This is a genomic window from Ruegeria sp. J8 (genome assembly GCF_056531925.1).
Genome location: NZ_JBQFMR010000012.1, coordinates 1 through 13,868, shown reverse-complemented (window position 1 = coordinate 13,868; position 13,868 = coordinate 1). Strand labels below are relative to the sequence as shown.

The 13,868-nt window shown below is 53.2% G+C and carries 14 protein-coding genes and 1 pseudogene; 8 read left to right on the top strand and 7 right to left on the bottom strand.

Translation table 11 applies throughout. From position 1 onward, the window contains the following. The first annotated feature begins 48 nt into the window (after nt 1-48). The 4 genes from ACR0L1_RS20260 to ACR0L1_RS20245 all read left to right on the top strand — a co-directional run bounded on the left by ACR0L1_RS20260 (nt 49) and on the right by ACR0L1_RS20245 (nt 3,692). Entirely contained in the window at nt 49-1,080 is a 1,032-nt protein-coding gene (locus ACR0L1_RS20260) for a helix-turn-helix domain-containing protein (RefSeq protein WP_480860566.1), read from the top strand. Then, a complete protein-coding gene (locus ACR0L1_RS20255; protein ID WP_480860564.1) occupies nt 1,077-1,445 on the top strand; it encodes a DoxX family protein in 369 nt (122 codons plus the stop codon). Before ACR0L1_RS20260 ends, ACR0L1_RS20255 begins: the two co-directional genes overlap by 4 nt. A gap of 506 nt (nt 1,446-1,951) precedes the next feature. Further along, complete coding sequence (locus ACR0L1_RS20250; protein WP_152460803.1) at nt 1,952-2,773, top strand: type IV toxin-antitoxin system AbiEi family antitoxin domain-containing protein; 822 nt, start codon at nt 1,952-1,954, stop codon at nt 2,771-2,773. Then, nucleotides 2,763-3,692, top strand: a complete 930-nt coding sequence (locus tag ACR0L1_RS20245; protein ID WP_480860562.1) for a nucleotidyl transferase AbiEii/AbiGii toxin family protein — start codon at nt 2,763-2,765, stop codon at nt 3,690-3,692. The genes ACR0L1_RS20250 and ACR0L1_RS20245 overlap by 11 nt, the downstream gene beginning before the upstream one ends. Before the next feature lie 82 nt (nt 3,693-3,774). Here ACR0L1_RS20245 and ACR0L1_RS20240 read toward each other — a convergent pair whose 3' ends face one another. From ACR0L1_RS20240 to repA, 4 genes are all read right to left on the bottom strand, one after another. Next, nucleotides 3,775-4,884: a DUF4172 domain-containing protein gene (locus tag ACR0L1_RS20240; protein ID WP_480860560.1), complete on the bottom strand. Its 1,110-nt coding sequence runs from the start codon at nt 4,882-4,884 to the stop codon at nt 3,775-3,777. A gap of 99 nt (nt 4,885-4,983) precedes the next feature. After that, on the bottom strand, nt 4,984-6,036 hold the full coding sequence (locus ACR0L1_RS20235; protein WP_480860558.1) for a helix-turn-helix domain-containing protein: 1,053 nt from the start codon (nt 6,034-6,036) through the stop codon (nt 4,984-4,986). Between the two features lie 177 nt (nt 6,037-6,213). Continuing rightward, complete coding sequence (gene repB / locus ACR0L1_RS20230; RefSeq protein WP_152460800.1) at nt 6,214-7,182, bottom strand: plasmid partitioning protein RepB; 969 nt, start codon at nt 7,180-7,182, stop codon at nt 6,214-6,216. Then, nucleotides 7,182-8,366, bottom strand: a complete 1,185-nt coding sequence (gene repA / locus ACR0L1_RS20225; protein WP_152460799.1) for a plasmid partitioning protein RepA — start codon at nt 8,364-8,366, stop codon at nt 7,182-7,184. Before repA ends, repB begins: the two co-directional genes overlap by 1 nt. Nucleotides 8,367-9,203: 837 nt before the next feature. On the opposite strand from repA, the gene ACR0L1_RS20220 reads away from it, so the two are divergent. Next, complete coding sequence (locus ACR0L1_RS20220; protein ID WP_480860557.1) at nt 9,204-9,461, top strand: type II toxin-antitoxin system ParD family antitoxin; 258 nt, start codon at nt 9,204-9,206, stop codon at nt 9,459-9,461. Continuing rightward, nucleotides 9,458-9,802, top strand: a complete 345-nt coding sequence (locus ACR0L1_RS20215; protein ID WP_152460797.1) for a type II toxin-antitoxin system RelE/ParE family toxin — start codon at nt 9,458-9,460, stop codon at nt 9,800-9,802. Before ACR0L1_RS20220 ends, ACR0L1_RS20215 begins: the two co-directional genes overlap by 4 nt. A gap of 54 nt (nt 9,803-9,856) precedes the next feature. Here the strand turns inward: ACR0L1_RS20215 and ACR0L1_RS20210 are convergent, their stop codons facing one another. Further along, entirely contained in the window at nt 9,857-10,912 is a 1,056-nt protein-coding gene (locus ACR0L1_RS20210; RefSeq protein ID WP_480860555.1) for a tyrosine-type recombinase/integrase, read from the bottom strand. Nucleotides 10,913-11,583: 671 nt separating this feature from the next. Between ACR0L1_RS20210 and ACR0L1_RS20205 the strand changes: the two genes are divergently transcribed. Continuing rightward, complete coding sequence (locus ACR0L1_RS20205) at nt 11,584-12,048, top strand: N-acetyltransferase family protein (protein WP_480860553.1); 465 nt, start codon at nt 11,584-11,586, stop codon at nt 12,046-12,048. Continuing rightward, nucleotides 11,936-12,448: a helix-turn-helix domain-containing protein gene (locus ACR0L1_RS20200; protein ID WP_480860552.1), complete on the top strand. Its 513-nt coding sequence runs from the start codon at nt 11,936-11,938 to the stop codon at nt 12,446-12,448. The genes ACR0L1_RS20205 and ACR0L1_RS20200 overlap by 113 nt, the downstream gene beginning before the upstream one ends. Here ACR0L1_RS20200 and ACR0L1_RS20195 read toward each other — a convergent pair. Continuing rightward, nucleotides 12,449-12,601: pseudogene (locus ACR0L1_RS20195) on the bottom strand (ISKra4 family transposase); the annotation flags it as partial. A gap of 97 nt (nt 12,602-12,698) precedes the next feature. After that, entirely contained in the window at nt 12,699-13,493 is a 795-nt protein-coding gene (locus ACR0L1_RS20190; protein ID WP_480860550.1) for a MipA/OmpV family protein, read from the bottom strand. Between the last annotated feature and the right edge of the window lie 375 nt (nt 13,494-13,868).

Sequence of the window (13,868 nt, the reverse complement as noted above, 5' to 3'; positions counted from 1 at the left end):
GGAAGGCTCGCTGCGGTGCTGGCACGATTCCGGGTGTAGGGAGTGAACATGTTCGGGAATCGCAAAAAACGGAGAAACTCTGATCTACCCTTGGTCCGGGCGACCGTGCTGTCCCCGGTCACTGCGGCGTTGAGAAACCTGGGGTCGGATCCCGAAGAAGTCTTTCGGGATTTGGATTTTGACGCGGCCAAAACGATCACACCGGAACATTTCTTGTCGCATGAGACCGTGTATGCAGCGTTCAATGCTGCTGCTGATGCCGAAGGATCGGACTTTTGCGCTCGGATTGGCCAGTCTGTTGATCTCAAGAGGTTCCTTCCGAAGGGACAGGAGCTGGCAGAAGCATTGACGCTTGGGGATTTTTTCACGCGCTTCACTCAGATCGTCTCAAAAGAGTCGAATTCAGTTACTCAATCTTTGATCATTGAAGACGAACATGCCTACTTTGCGGCGCGGCGACACTTTCGCTCGTCGGTATCACCGGCGCAAGCCGATGGTTTTATGATCGGAATATGGGTTTCCCTACTGCACCGGGTGCTCGATTTCCGTTGGGATCCGCACAAAGTGATACTACAGCTTGCCGACCCCGACGTCTTGCCGAGGCATTTTTTTGGGGTAACAGGCGTCCCGTCTGACGAGCGTGGCTTTTCCATTCGCTTCCCGTCCACCTGGTTGAACCACCGCCTCCCAGACGAGGTTCTGGAGAATGTATCCGATTATCACCCGAATGATGTTGAGCTTGCTGCACCAATCGACTTTCTGACCGGCTTCGAAGACATCGTGCGATCACGGCTGTCTGAACCGACCTTCACAGCAGAGCAGGCGGCACGGCTAGTGGGGTTACACCCCAACACATTGAATGCGCGCCTGTCCGAACGTGGCGAAACAACCTCCAAGGTCATTGCACGCCTGAAGCGGGAGAAAGCCATTGAACTGTTGGGTGTGGAAGCCTGCTCGGTCAGAGACGCCGCCCAGCAACTGGGGTTTTCCGACCCGACTGCATTCTCACGGGCTTTCCGCAGATGGACAGGTCAGTCCCCACAGGCTTTCAAGCGCTCATACGGGGAACCAGAACAATGACCTTAACGATAGTCATTGCGCTCCTGTCGGCGTTCTTCCTTCTGGCAAGTTCAATCAAACTGACAGGCTGGCAGACGAAAGTGTTCGAAACACAACTCGCCATGTTCGAAAGCTACGGCCTCAACCGGCAGGTCATGTTCGTAGTGGGTCTTGTGGAACTGTTCGGCGCTGCTGGTATATGGTTCCAAGGCTCATTGGTGGGCGCACTCGGGGCGGCCGCACTACTCGCAACATCCGTTGGTGCAATTTTTTGTCATCTGGTGTTCGACACTTGGAAGGACGGTGTGCCGGCGATGATAACAGCAGCGCTTTCAATATTTGTACTCTGGCAGGGTTGGAACGGTATCGGCTCGGTGCTCACGTGAGTTTCTAATCCCAAAGGGGCCTTCCGAAGGGCACTATTCAAATTGTTTTGATTGGGAACGCTGCCATTCATTTTTGTCCGTCGAAATGGCAACGGAGGGCGTTCTCGACGGTCGAAAACCCTGCTGCGCTTGCGACACTGTGGGCTCCTGAGCGGCGGCAATGCGCAAAGAGCGGACCCTTCGCCATCGATTTCGATCGGCGGTAAAGTCCGCAACTGAGACATAGGTGACTTCCGCAGCGAACGGCCGGTTTGGATGCTAACGTTTTGGGCTGGATTGAATGACCGCTATCGCCGTTCCCGTCCAAGTTTTTCGCTCTCGCAGAGAATGTCTGGAATCCGCCCTTGGCGCCGGAATCTTCCATTTATCCCGGGTATTCCGATGGGTTTCCGCGTGGCGCTGTGTTTTTAATAATGTGTTATTTTCATCGCTATAGACGCTTTAAAAATGTACTTCTCAAAGAGATACTCTTGCGTTCTCTTTGAAATTATATGATTTAGGGCGTCATGAACGCTGGAAGATCGCAAAATCTGAAGAAAGTTCTCGACTCGGTGCCCGCGGGATATCTCGTCGATGCCAACTGGCTCACCGCCCATGGCATAGCCTACGAAACCTTTCGCGACTATGTAAAACGGGGCTGGCTCGAACGCGTTCACCGCGGCGTTTTCCGCCGACCTGTTCCCAATCCGCACGCATCAAACACCGTTGACTGGAAGGCCTGCCTGATCTCGATGCAACACATCATGGGCTATGACGTTCATGTCGGCGGCAAAACCGCTCTCTCACAACAGGGTTATGACCACTACCTGCGTTTGGGCAACAACGCCCCCGTCTGGATCTATGGCTACAAAATACCCAACTGGCTCATTAAGCTGCCACTCAACGCACGTATCGAAACGCGAAACACATCGCTGTTCGCTGACCAGGCACTTGGCCTTACAAATGACGATACAAAATCGGAAAACTCCCTCCCGTGGGATTGGCAACTGCGCATGTCGGTCCCCGAACGGGCGGTCATGGAAGCGATGGATGAATTGCCAGACCATGAGAGTTTTCACAACCTCGACATGGTGTTCGAGGGCTTGACGACGCTACGACCTAAGTTGCTCTCGGCACTTTTGCTGAGCTGCAAGAAAATAAAGGTCAGGCGCCTCTTCTTCGTTTTTGCGGATCGTCACAATCACCCCTGGCGCAAACGACTTGATGCTGACGCCTTCAACCTCGGGACGGGGGATCGAGCATTGGTCAAAGGTGGCCGGATACATCCGCGATATCGCATCATGGTACCCGAAGAGTTCGTCACGACAGGGGCAGAAAATGGCGCGTAGGAATTATGAATCCCAGGTCGCCCTTCTCGTGCGTGTATTGCCTTACGTCGCGCAGGAAGAGATATTCGCGCTCAAGGGCGGGACAGCAATCAACCTATTCTATCGCGATCTACCGCGACTCTCGGTTGATATCGACCTGACATATCTGCCGATCAAAGAGCGTGAACAGAGCCTCGCCGAGATCAACGAAGCCATGGATCGTATCGCTAAGTCGATCGAAAAGGGCATCAACGGGGCCAAGGCTCAGAGAATAAAAGGAGGTGGAGGCGGCGCCACCCGCGTGCTTGCGCGTCTGGAAGGTGCAGAAGTCAAAATCGAGACCTCCCCAGTCACGCGCGGCGTTGTTCACGATCCCGAAACCCGGGCGGTCTCCGACGCCGTAGCAGACGCGTTTGGCTATGCAGAAATGCAGATCGTCTCATTCGAAGATTTGTTCGGCGGTAAGCTTCACGCAGCCGTGGATCGCCAGCATCCACGCGATCTTTATGACGTAAAACTTCTCTACGAACATGAAGGACTGACGGATGATCTGTTCCGGACCTTCCTGATCTACATTGCCTGTTCGGCACGTCCGGCACACGAATTGCTGAATCCCAACCTGATTGCCCTTGATCAACCTTATGTGCGTGAGTTCGAGGGCATGACCAAGTCGCCCGTCGGCCTGGATGACCTGCTGGCGACGCGCAACCAACTGATTGCGGATATCCAGTCTCGCTTCGACAAACCCACCAGACAATTTTTGCTCAGCCTGCAGGATGGCGCGCCGGATTTCGCCGCAATAGATCGACCGCAGGCCGCCAATCTTCCCGCCGTGCGTTGGAAGCTTCTCAATCTGGAGCGCCTGATCCGGGACAACCCAAAAAAGCACGTCGAGCAAAGGGAAGAACTCGAGAAACTCCTAGTTCGCCTCTTCGACTGATTGAAATTCAGAGTCCGACCAATTGAAAGCGCGGGCACATTTCCGCGCCGCTCACCCGCCCTTCGTGCCGTATTTCAGCCCCCTACCCGTCCCGATCTAGCTTTAGCCAATAGCGTGTGTACCGGAGTTCACCTGTTCGGGTCAGAGCTCCCTTCTCTACCAGATCCTGCAGATCCCGCGTCGCGGTAGCGCGCGATGTTCCCGTGATCGAGATATAGTTCTCGGCGCTGAGCCCCCCTTTGAATCCGCCCGGTCCAGCCTTGAACAAGCGGGCAGTTACCTTGCTTTGGCGGGCATTAAACTGATCACGATGCCGGTCGTAGAAATGCGTCTTAGCAATAAAAAAACCAACCCGTTCAAGAGTCACCTGCTGCGCTTTAAGGACTGTCTCGGCAAACCAGATAAGCCATGGTGTCACGTCCAGAGTCCTTTGGTGACGTTCGAGTTGGTCGTAGTAAGCCTTACGCTCTCGCTCGATCGTGAAAGCAAGAGCAATCAGGCTTGGCTGGCCAATGTTTTGCGCCAGGGATTTTTCCGCCAGCGCCCTGCCCAACCGGCCATTGCCGTCCTCAAAGGGGTGAATGCTCTCGAAATACAGATGGCTCAAACCGGCCCGGATCAGTGCGCGCAATGGTTCGGGACCATCCGGTGCAGTCCGGTTGAACCAGGTTACGAACTGGTCCATTTCAGCCGGAACCTGATGTGAAGGTGGAGCTTCGAAATGCACCGTTGGGTGGACGAGCCTGCCTGAGACGATTTGCATCGCATCCTCATGGCTCCGGTATAATCCAATTGTTTCCAGATGCCTGTCATGGGACAGAAGCATGTCATGCCACCGAAACAGGGTGTCGTGTGACAGTGGTTCCGAAAAATTGGAATAAACATCCACCATCATTTCAGAAACGCCCTGCTCGCGCGGTTTGGATGGATAGCTGTCGGGAGCCAGTCCAAGATGCCGACGCAAGGAAGATTGCACGCTGAGACGATCCAGCATCTCTCCTTCAATCGCGCTGGTCTTCATCGCTTCTTCGCTTAGCAGGTCGATACGCAATTGATCTCGATCCGATGTGTTCACATGATGAACTGCTCCAAGAACTTCCCCTGAGGACAACAGGAACTGTTGCTCGTATGGTTCGAGTCTTACGGCATCGTAACGAAAAGTCGGCCAATCAGGGCTCTGCCAGTTCCACATTGTGAGGTATAAGCTTCCTTTCTATAGCTCACTAATTATGGTTTTGTGGGTTATAGAGGTCAATCCTATTGCTCACCTTTTTCAAACTCTTCGACCCGGTCATCGATTGGACGTCCGCGACAGCATTGCCTTAGGGGATAGCTCGCCCTTTTCGATCTTAGCCAGCAATGAAATCAGGTAAGCCCCTGGAGATTGTATGTTCTCAGCACGTTGAAAGATGTATCCGAGGACAATGAAGCGAATAGCTGAGCCAAACGTTGATTTCATAGCATACCAGGTTTGGCCAAGCCGCAGATACTCTGCGATATCATCCATGAGCCGATCACAGTGGTGCTGGTCTTTTGCAAAGCGTAGTTCTGAGCATAGCCGTGGAAAACTGCGCTCCATTTGGCCTGGAGAAACCTGAATTTGAGAAAGTTCTTCTTTCTTAACTTCTGGATTCAGAGAGTCCTCTTTGTGCCCCTCAATTTCACTGTCACTGGCCCTCAAATTTTCTGTATCTGTCTGTGTTATCTCGGAGATTTCCACAGAGATTTCTGCCAGCAGCTCGCTGAGTATATTTGCATCTGGTTTGCGACGCAGAGCATTGCGTACGGTGGTCATCAAATCAGAGATCGCGGTGTCATTTGCTACGAGGTCCCTAAGGCGCGCCAGAGCGGCGGAAACCTTGTCGCGGAGTACAGTGAACTCCAGAACTCGATCAGCATGCCTCTGGGCTTCCTGGATGAACTCAGCGTGCCGTTCAGACAAAGGCATCAAGGAGAGCCCAGTTGCGGTGACCACCCTGCCCTGTCGATCCCGGCGCGCCCATCGCTTGCCGTTTGCGCTCATTACGCGGCGGATAAGTCCAAGCTCAACCAGCGTTGAGATATGACGCTCAACTGTCTGCACGCTGACATGAGTTCGCTTGGCGATCGCCGCGTTGGAAGCGAAGCAGATGTGATGATCATCTTGGTCCGGAGCAATCTGATCACCGCCCACAAAGGAAATCATCGTTCTCAGGACATTGAGAGTTGTGGATTTTAACCCAAGAGGTTCTCTGGCCTCTTCAACGGCGCGAAGAAGTATCCATTTTTTGGGCGTACTACTCCCCTGCCCTGTCGTTACCGACAAGGTTGCTCCATTTGGAGCCAATGCTGTTAGTGTTTTCATGATTATCTATCGGCAGACAAAAATTACCCGTTCGCTCAAGAGCGTTTTTTCTTGTGTGGCGATTCGGGTGCTGCTAGATTCTAGGTGTCTAATCTAAGAATTGCGCTTTGCGCAGCAGCCCTCGAAGCTCCGGTTTCGGGGGTTTTGTTTGTTTGCCTTCCTCCTTTCTGCTCGTCCTCAGTTCTTTTCCTCGGTGTTTACAGCTGTAAACTCAGCGTGTGAGCGCTTGATGATTTCAGCCATGTTTTTGTCCAACCAGCTAGCAAAGCCAGCGTTAGCTCCGGTTCTTTTGACCGAAACAGTTAGTGATCCGTTGGTGGATTTGATTGTAACGCCTTCAATTGGGCTTACTTCGGCTGCACCTTCTCTTTGTCGTGCACCACGTTTGACTGCTGCCTTAAGGAGCATTTCCAGCCGATCATCTGACGACATCGATGGCTCAATGGTTGCAAGCAAATTGGCCGCTTCATCTTCCGTCAGCTTGCCTGCAACGAAGTGTTCTGCAAGCCCGGTCCATTTTGGGCGGCCAGATTTTGGGGCTGCGCCGATCATGTCACCAATCTTTGCAGGAACATGTTGCGTAACTTTTGTCAGGTGAGACAGCCCTGATTTCGAAACGTTCAATACTTGCCGCACCGTTGCAGTGTCATGCCCGGAAGTCAGGATCGCCTCGGCAAAACGTGCTTTCTCGTAGAAGGAAAGATTGCGCCTCGCAGCATTCTCAAGCCCCTTGGCGAGAAGCGCTGAAGCATCGTCGATATCCTGAACATTGGCGCGAACTTTAATACCGAGTTCACGGCAGGCTTTGAGCCTCCTCCTCCCATAAATTGCCTCGTATCGACCGTCGGATTTCGATTTTCTAACAAGAATGGGAACTTGTTGGCCACCGTCTTGGATGCTCGACATCAAGCTTTCAAAACTATCGTCATCTTCGTCGGTGTTTACAGCTGTAAACTCACCAAGCCTATCGGCTGGGCCCCAATCGTCGATCAAAGCAGGGTCAATTTCCCTGATTGCGGCAAGAGAGCCCTGAAGCGCACCAAGAGCAGGGGCATTGGGTTTTGGAGTTTTATCGATGGCCTTGGGGCTCGAGCGCGCGATGGTGTTTGCGATCCCCGACATCTCCTGAAGCGACTTTCTAGCCATTAGCTGCGTCCCCATGCTTGATGGATCATTTGCTCTACCTCAGAGCCGATCGCATCCATTGAGTTCTTTGCCCGATCATAAGTTGCGCGTGTCATTTCTGACCGCACGACTTCGTAAATTGATTGTTTGAGCATTGTGGCGTCACTGACCGCGGTGCTTTTGAGGGCTGTAGCTGACATAACGCGATCCTGAAACAGTGCCCGCATGAACGAAGCCAGTTGTTGGGACGGTACGTCTGTTGGCTCGTCACGCGTTATCAGGAATTTGAAGTTGTCGTATTCGAGCGTAGCGCCGGCATCTTCAATGACTGCCATGTAAGCACCAGCGAGTTCGAGAAATTGAGCCGTCGAAGACACGTCCAGCATCGAAGGTGTAAGTGGCACAAGCAATGAACTGGCGGCCGCCATCCCAGCAATTGTCAAGAATCCTAGTTGAGGTGGGCTATCAATCAGAACAAGGTCAAAATCGCCTTCCACCTGGGCCAGGGCATTCCGTATTCTTGTAAAGAACGGATGGTCTGGATTGGAGTGAACGGCAGATTCTGTCTCAAATTCGGAAAGAACAAGCCGTGACGGAGCCACAGAGAGACCGGGGAAGTATGTCGGAAGCACGACGTCCGCCATATCTACCGGATCTTCATATCGAATAGCGTCGTAAATCGTCAGCCCGTCAAACTCTATTTCCGGGCTTATGCCGCACATGGATGTAAGAGAGCCTTGAGGATCCAGATCAACAGACAGTACACGGTAACCGCGAAGCGCAAAATAGTGAGCCAAGTGAATTGTTGTGGTGCTCTTACTGCTGCCGCCTTTGAAGTTCATCAACTGCCAGACTTGGAGCTTTTCTCCTTCAGTCCGGCGAGGGACATAGCGCCCTTTTTTGCGTGAGGTTTTCTCAAGCGTTTCGCGAGCCTCCCAAAGTTCTTGGGCAGTATAGTAACGCCTACCGCTGCGTACGTCATTCGGTTCAGGAATCGTTCCCTCTGCGTGGACTTTGCGCATGAATTGACCTGAGACTCCTAAGAGTTCAGCAGCTTCTGGCGCTGCAAAATTTCGCAGTGATTTGGTGTTGTCGGGGGCAAATGCAGCAAGTAGATGTTCCCGGATAGCCGAGTTTAATCTCTCAGATATTTCCGTGGCGAGTGCCGATGGTCTTTCTGCCGCAAGTGGTGTCACGGGAATCATGTAGTTGCCTCAAATTAAAGAATGTGGTCATTTTTGCGCCACTTGAGATAAACAGCCGTGATTCATTGCACTAAGTCAAGGATTTTCGCCTATATTGTAGGTTTTCCAACGCGGAGGACTACATACGCTTTGCATCAGAGCAGGGTGGTTTACAGTTGTAAACTCGGTTGAGCGGGATCATGGATTCTTTCAGTCGATGAAGTTCTAACGTAGGCGTGCGAAGGCATTCCTGTAAAACTCCTCCCTATGCTCCGCTTTGAGTAGAACGCCTCTAGCATGGAGTTGGAGTGAAGGCCGAACGGCTTTTGGCGCAAATCGCGCAATTGGGAAGGGCAGGGAGCTAGTTGAGCTGATTGGTCAAATTCTCTCGCCAACAATTTCGTTATCAAGTTTTCTGCGATACCAACTTCGTAACAATACTTCTGCGCCAGTACGGGAGTACGATGCGGTGAGAATGGCATGGCGATCTGGGTCAGATACACCGAGCTCAGCCCGTGCGCAGAGGCAAAACACGCGAACATTCCGGCTAGAGTCAGCCGCTCGCCAATTGCCCAAGAAATGGCATACCGTGAGGGCGGGGTTTCGGGAATTGTGCGCCTATAAGTTGCGACGGAACAGGGAACTGTACTCGATCCAGTGCAGCTGTGCTTGCGCGGCGCGGCTTTTGGCGCAAGTCTCTACCGTCATTGGATTCATATGGGATCACAGACATGATCCGTGTGTTCACGTCCCATTAGCGTCTATAAAACCAGCTTGCTCGAATTAGTGATTTTGGGCTCCTCAATCGTTGAACCGACGGTCTCGTTGGCATATATTGCCAAAATGGAGGCTTACGCCATGGTAACCCGCAATGTTGTACTTACAGAATCGCAGGATCAACTGGTGCAGAATCTGGTTGCGTCCGGTCGATATCAGAACGCCAGTGAAGCGTTGCGCGCCGGCCTTCGGCTTTTGGAGCGGGAAGAAGCGGGGCTGGAGTCTCTCAAACAAGGCTTGCAGGAGGGTGTAGCGCAGGCTCAGGCCGGAGATTTGGCAGAAGGCAGCGGTTCGGATGCGATCCGTCGTGCCTTTGCAAGGGCACGAGCCAAGGCGTGACCAGACCCTTTCGACTGACACGCCGTGCTGAATCCAGCCTGGTGGAAATTGCCCGATGGACCATCGACAAGTTTGGATCGCATCAAGCCGATCTTTATGAACAAGAACTAATAGCGCGCTGTCAGGCCATCACAGAGGGCAGGGTGGCCAGCCGCAGTTGTTCTATATTGGTCGAAGAGGCGGCGGATCTCAGATATGTGCGCGCAGGAGAGCATTTCCTAGTTTATCTGGATCAGCCGGACGCGGTGATCATTGTTGATATCCTGCATTCCCGTTGTGATCTGCCGCGACATGTTTCCACGCTGGCCACGTTAACAGATGCGACAGGAAACAAGACATAGGCACTGCAGCCGGAGTTTCCCTCAAGCGGGGATTTTTAAATAGTCAGTAAGTACTCACCCCAGTAGATCAGTCGCCGGGTTATCCGCGATGTCCACATCGTCGTAATATTTCTGCGCCTGCGCCATGGAGCGATGCAAGGATAGGCGCATGGCGGCCTGGATCGGGGCGCCGTCCAGCGCGGCCTGGGTCAGAAAGCCCGAGCGCAACCCGTGGGGCGAGGCAAAGTCATCGGGTAGCCCGGCCAATGTCAGTCGATGCTTTATGATCTGATAGATGGCGTCGGGGCTGAGGCGGCGGTTCAACACCCGGTCAGCCTTGGAGATGGGGCGGAACAATGGGCCACCCTCGATCCCGCCAACCTCGATCCAATGCATCAGCGCTTGCGCGGCACGTCCCTTCAGCACCAACCGGGGCGTTTCCCCCTTGGCTGTGGTCTTGGTCTCCAGCAGCGAAAGCCAGACCAGACCTTCCTTTTCAAACGCCTTCAGGCTGACATCTTCCCGCATCAACGCCGTGATCTCGGATCGTCGTCGCCCGCCGCTGGCCCAGCCCAGCATCAGGATCGCCCGGTCGCGGCAATCCCGGCGCGAGCCCCGGCAGGTGGCCAGCAGCTGCTCCAGCACATCGCGGGTGATCGGATGTTGCGATTTCGGGGCCGGGGGCCGTGCGGCAGCACGTCTTGCCTTGGCGCGGGCCTGTTTCACCTGAGGGCTGGCAAACGGGCTGGCGAGGTTCTTCATCCGGTGGAAGGCCAGCCAGGACGCAATGCGCCGGTCCAGGGTCGACGGGGCCGGGCAGGCGAGACTTTTTCTCAGCCCCTGTACGATCAGCCTCTCTGCCGTCTTTCGCGCGATGTCTGTATCCGGGGCATCGCTCAGGTCACGGGCGTGATCGAGGATGAAGGCAAGCGCCGTGGCCTCAGACTCGGGCCAGTCCAACGCGGCGCTGAACCGGGCAGATTTCCATGCCGTGACATAGAGCAGGTCGCGCTCATAAGCCCGCAGCGTGTTGGCGGGGGTGCCGCGCACATAAAGGTCGGTCAGCGCCTCCTGATCTGCCTGCGACAGGGCAGGGGAGGTGGCTGGGAGGTATGGGGCAGGCGGCTTCATGGTGTCGATTTTCCCAAACCTGTAGACTGCTCTTGCTTGTTTTCACCATGTTTCACGGTTGGCCTTATGCTGGGTTGGTCCTTTAAGTGTAGACTCGGATCTAAATTGTGCCGGTACTTGTTTACAAAATTGCAGGTTACTGTGCTGCAACGATAAAGATTTGCTGCCGGAGCGGGGCAGGGGTCTACGGGTTAAGGACCAATGCCGTCGCGAGTCCAGTGGTTAAGGAAAACCGACAATAGCGCGTATTCTGCGTCAATTTGGTTCGCTTTTCAATTGATCCGATAAGGGATACTTATCGAGTTTGATTGTGATTTGAGGACGTGACAAAAGTAACGAGCAAAAAGCTATAATTATGCGCGTAAATCAGATGTAGGCCGCGCTTAGCAAAAGAAATCGCGCAGGCGAGGGGAGCCAGTCGATGCAATAATTGCAACAGATCCGAATGATTTTCAGAATTGCCACGTATTTTGACCCGTGCTTCCGAATTGACATCCAGATGATTCAGGCAACTCTGGTTTATTGTGGCGATCGAAGCTAAATATGAAAATGAAACAACCCAACTGGGGGCGGCTCTGGCTGAATGAAGAATAATGCGCCCGGCTATTCCAGAAGATGTAACGAACCGGTAGAGCAGCTGGCACAAAGCCGTTGGGCAAAATGAGGTCGCAATGCTTCAGATCAGACAAGCCGTAGGAGCTGATGCCGCCGAGATGAGTCGTATCCTTCTCGATATTCTCGACAAGTGGCAAAGCTCTAGGCCCGGTTCAAAGGAGCATGTCCGTGGCTTCTATATAGACCATCCTGACAGCATCAAATGCTCAGTTGCATGTAATGAACAGGGCAGGGTGGTCGGGTTCCAGTCACTGAAGATTGCGCGATCTGGGAATGACTACGAGGTCCCGTCTGGATGGGGAGTCATTGGGACCTACGTCAGCAGTGCCGCATTGCGTCAAGGCGTTGGGTCTGCTCTGTTCCGCAGCACCCTTAACGCCGCTGCGGATGCTGGTATCCGTTCGATTGATGCAACGATTGGTGCGCTGCATTCGGATGCACTTGGCTTTTACGATGCGATGGGTTTTCGGACATATCGCAGTATCGAGAGCGCGGTCGGTAAGCGGTTTGATTTGCCGTAGAGAGGATTTGGTTCACGGCGCTGCAAGTGCTTGGCCGGTGCGGTTCCTGCGCCCACCCCATGTGCGCAAGGATGGCACCCATTTCGGTGCGAGAACTTTACGCCGACGTCTTCAAAGTGAAGGGACAAACTTTTCAAGCATTGTTGAACGCAAGAGAGCTGAGATCGCATTAAGCAGAATTCAGAAGAAAGACCCTCTCAAACTGAAAGACCAACGGAGCGAACTCGGCTATTCCAATCAATCGACCTTAACACACGCCGTCGAAAGGTGGACCGGGCTCGCTCCAAGCCGTCTACTTCGATCCAACAGTTTCCAAAAGTTCTATTGGCACTGTCGCCGCGTTCCTTTGACTACAAGCATTGAAGTGAGAAGGCAGTGGATTCTGTTGCGAAGTCCTTAACTGCAATTGCCCCAGGATCGTCTTCGCATCTTCGAGCAACAACCCAAACCCCTCAGGCTGGGTGCGTCGAAACGGGCGGGACAAACGGCCGAGACGATGCCTCTTTGTGGTTCCGTTCTCAAAGGTCGTCTCGACAATAATCCGCATGTCCATGGCAGTTCCCCTCTCAATGAACCACCATCATACACAGACACCCCCAGGTTTTGCCCACTTCCGAAACTTTGCTGACCTTAATAGTACCCGTCCATACTTAAAACCCAGTCGCAACCCCTACACCGAAGACAACCTGATCGCGGCTCCCGCGCACAGATACGATCGGGCTGTCTGCTGCATCGTTCAAAAGGCGACTGTAAAGGACTCCAGCACCCACCACCCATTTGCGATTGATCGGCTGCATGAATACGGCGGTGACACGCACATCTCGGACCCCTGATTCCGCATCAAAAACTTCCAAACCGCTATCGAATGCGCCGTCAGCATCAACCGAAAAAAACGTATTCATGTATTCCGACGATCCATATGTCGTGCCAAGGGAGTAACCGAGCGCCGAAAACCTGCCAACTGGCATCCATCGCCTCACTGAAGCGGCCAAGGTGTAACCATCGTTGTCACCAGTCACACCGTGTGTCACGTTAGCACCGACCCACCAGCGGTCTCTGGGATCAGTTCCAACGGTTTCATATGCAATAAAAGCACCGAGTTCCAACGACCCGTCAATTTCCGGTAATTCGTTGATGACTTCATCTTTAACGTTGTTACGCCCAAATCGCCACATCCCCGCTGGCCCGAAGCGCCAATTGCGATCTTCGAGCAGATTTATCGACGCGTAGTTGACTTCGAGCGACACGTACCGCTGCTCGCCAAAATAGTATCTACCGAACGGCGCTACTCCTACCACATTGTCGTCGGAGCCGATGTAGTCAGGGTAGCTACCAACACCTAGACCGAAATAACTGGGAATATACGTCGGCGCTAAGCCCAGGAATTGTGTGTCCGCTGCGACAGGAGGCGCAAACACGCCAGCGCAGATGGCCAATCGTTTCAATAGCGTGTGCTTCAGGGCCCTTCCCCTCAGTTGAACGCGGCAGTTTAGCCGTGCAATAGTCTGCGATTGCGCTGGTATCTGTCAGCCAACTGAATAAAACACTTTGCGCTGCATAACGTATTTTGGATCAAGATGACGCCCAACAATGCCAGCATTAGACTCGCAGGAAAAGTTTGTATCATCCGAGAATTATCATAACCAATTTATTTTGTCGTTTCAAAACGAACCTTGCCTTGATCCGGGCGACGTCGCGACAAATGTCACGTCAGCGTGTTCTTGTAAATCTGTCACTGTACCCTAATAAATCAGAATCTTGTCTGAAATTGTTCTGCAAAATCAATGGTAGTTTGTACTCTTAATTTTCATATTGTACCG